Here is a 2,727-nt window from a genome sequence, read left to right as displayed (position 1 = left end):
CAAGGCGCCGTGTTCGTTCATCACGCCTTTGGGTTGGCCGGTGGAACCGGAGGTGTAGAGCACGTAGGCCAGGTCGTGAGCTTCAACGCTGATCGGCTCGAACGCTGGGGCCTGGGGCAGAGTGTCGAGGGTCCAGGCCTGATGCCCGGCGGGCAGGCGCGCCAGCCACTGCGCCTGGGTCAAGGTGACCTTGGCATCGGCGTCTTCGATCAGGAACGCCAGGCGCGCGGCCGGCAATTCCGGGTCCAGCGGCAACCACGCGGCGCCGGCATGGACGATGCCGAGCAAGGCCACGACCATCTCCACCGAACGCTCCATGCACAGCGGCACGATGCTGTCGGTGCCTACACCGGCGGCGCGCAGGGCCCGGGCAACGGTTTGCGCCCGTTGATCCAGTTCGGCATAGCTCAGGCGCTGGCCTTCGAACACCAGCGCTGGGGCGTTGGGGCTCAGAGCTGCCTGTTGACTGAGCGCGGTGTGCAGGTTGGTCGGGCCGCTGTAGTGACGTTCGGTGGCGTTCCAGCGATCCAGTTGCTGCTGATCCTGCTGTTGCGGGAACAGTTCGACCAGCGTGCGCCCAGGGGTTGCCACCAAGGCATCAAGCAGCGCACACCACTGCGCGCTCCAGCGTTGCATCGTCGTTTCGTCGAACAAGGCCGATTGGTATTCCAGCGCCAGCGTCATGTCGCTGCCATCGTCCTGGACTTCCCAGCTCTGTTCGAACTTGGCGTCGATCACCGGCAGCATCTGCTCTTCGACGTTCAGCCCCGGCCATTGGCTGCTGTCCACCCGGCCATAGTTGAGGGAGAACAGCACCTGGAACAGCGGTGTACGGTTCAGGTCGCGGTTTTGCGCGACAGCACCGACCAGGGTGGCGAAGGGCAGGTCGGCATGGGCCTGGGCTGCGCGCAGGTCGGCCTCAAGGCTGGTGAGCAATTGCTCGGCCGGAGCCCGTTGGTCGACGTCGCTGCGGATCACCAGGGTGTTGACCAGACAGGCCAGCAGTGTCTGGGCTTGCGGTTGATCACGCTGGTCCGCCGGGGTGCCGAAGCGAATCTCCCGTTGACCGCTGTAACGCGCCAGCAGCGCGCTCAAGGCCGTGGCGAGCACCACATAGGTGGTGGTGCCGCGCTGACGGGCGAACTGACGGATGGCTTCGGCGCGCTGGGTGCCGAGACGGAGGGTCAGTTGCCGAGCGCGACGATCTGCTTCGGCGCCACGCGGATGGTCGATGGGCAGGTCGAGTTGGTAGTCTTCCTGGCCCAGGTGGTTTTTCCAGTAGTCCAGGCTGTCACTGCGTCGGGCCTGGGTGTCCGGGTGCTGTTGCCACAGGGCGAAATCGACGTAGTCGATCTCCAGCGGCGTCCAGGCCGGCGACTGCCCGTTGAGGCCGGCGGCGTAGGCCTGGGTCAGTTCGTCGATGAGCAACTGCATGGCCCAACCGTCGGTGGCACTGTGGTGCAGGCACACCAGCAGCAGGTTTTCGTCGCTGCCCTGACGTTGCAGCAGATGCGCGCGCCAAGGTGCGGCGGCGGCCAGGTCGAACGCTGTCATCAGTTCGTCCTGGGCGTTGGCGCAGGCCGAGGCCCAGTCCTGGGTCGCGACTTCAGTGACCGCGAGCGCCGGTCCGTGGTCGTCGATCAGCAATTGCGGCTCGCCGTCGACTTCGACAATCCGGCTGCGCAGCACCAGATGGCGCTGGCTGAGCTGCTCAAAGGCCTCGCGCAAGACCTGGACCTGCAGCTCACCGCGCAAGGTCAGGGCAAACGGCATGTGGTACTCGCGGGATTCCGGCACCAGGCGACTGAGCATCCAGAATCGGCGCTGGGCCAGACCCAGGGGCAATTGCGCCGGGCGCGGTTGTGCGCTGATCGACTCACCGGGCATGGCCGCGCGCAGATGCTCGGCCAGGGCCGCGACCGTCGGTTGGGCGAACACCAGCGGCAAGGGCAGGGAAACCCCAAGGCGCTCACGGACCCGACTGACCAGGCGGGTGGCCAGCAAGGAGTGGCCGCCGAGTTGGAAGAAGTGATCTTCGATGCCGACTGGCGAACAACCCAGCACTTCGCCGAACAGTTCGCAGAGTACGCTTTCAGTGGCGTTGCGCGGTGCTGTGCGCGGCTGGTCGCTTTGGCTCTGTGGCAGCGGCGTGGCGGCCAATGCCTTGCGGTCGAGCTTGCCGTTGCTGTTGAGCGGCAGGCTGTCGAGCTGCACGAACAGGCTGGGCTGCATGTGCGCGGGCAGGCTGTCGCTCAACTCGGCACGCAGGGTCGCCTCATCGGCGTCTCCGCACCAGAAACTCACCAGGCGCTGGTCGAGCAACAAGGTAGCGGCATCGCGAACACCGGCCTGCGCGAGCAGTGCGGCGTCGATTTCCCCCAGCTCGATGCGCTGGCCGCGCAACTTCACCTGATGGTCGAGACGCCCCAGGTACTCGATGTTGCCATCGGCCAGGAAGCGGCAACGGTCGCCCGTGCGGTACAGGCGGTCACCGGCCACGAATGGACTGGCGAGGAAGCGTTCCTCGGTCAGGTCCGGACGTTTCAAGTAACCACGGGCCACGCCGACGCCACCGATGTACAGCTCGCCGATGCTGCCAATCGGCAACGGTTGCATGGCCTCGTCGAGGATGTACAAGCGCAGGTTGGCGATGGGCTTGCCGATCGGCACGATCACGTCGTTGGCCGAGCAACGCCAGACCGAGACGTCGATGGCCGCTTCGGTCGG

General features: G+C 66.2%; 1 protein-coding gene. It reads right to left on the bottom strand.

What is annotated here, in order from left to right:
• Positions 1-2,727 (bottom strand): condensation domain-containing protein (locus T3A99_RS02370; RefSeq protein ID WP_322833896.1); only part of this gene is annotated, 2,727 nt, incomplete at both ends.

This window comes from Pseudomonas sp. N-137, assembly GCF_034555295.1.
GTDB classification, from domain to species: Bacteria; Pseudomonadota; Gammaproteobacteria; order Pseudomonadales; family Pseudomonadaceae; genus Aquipseudomonas; species Aquipseudomonas rhizophila.
The sequence above is the reverse complement of the archived record's forward strand: the minus strand, read 5'-3'. Positions and strand labels throughout refer to the sequence as shown.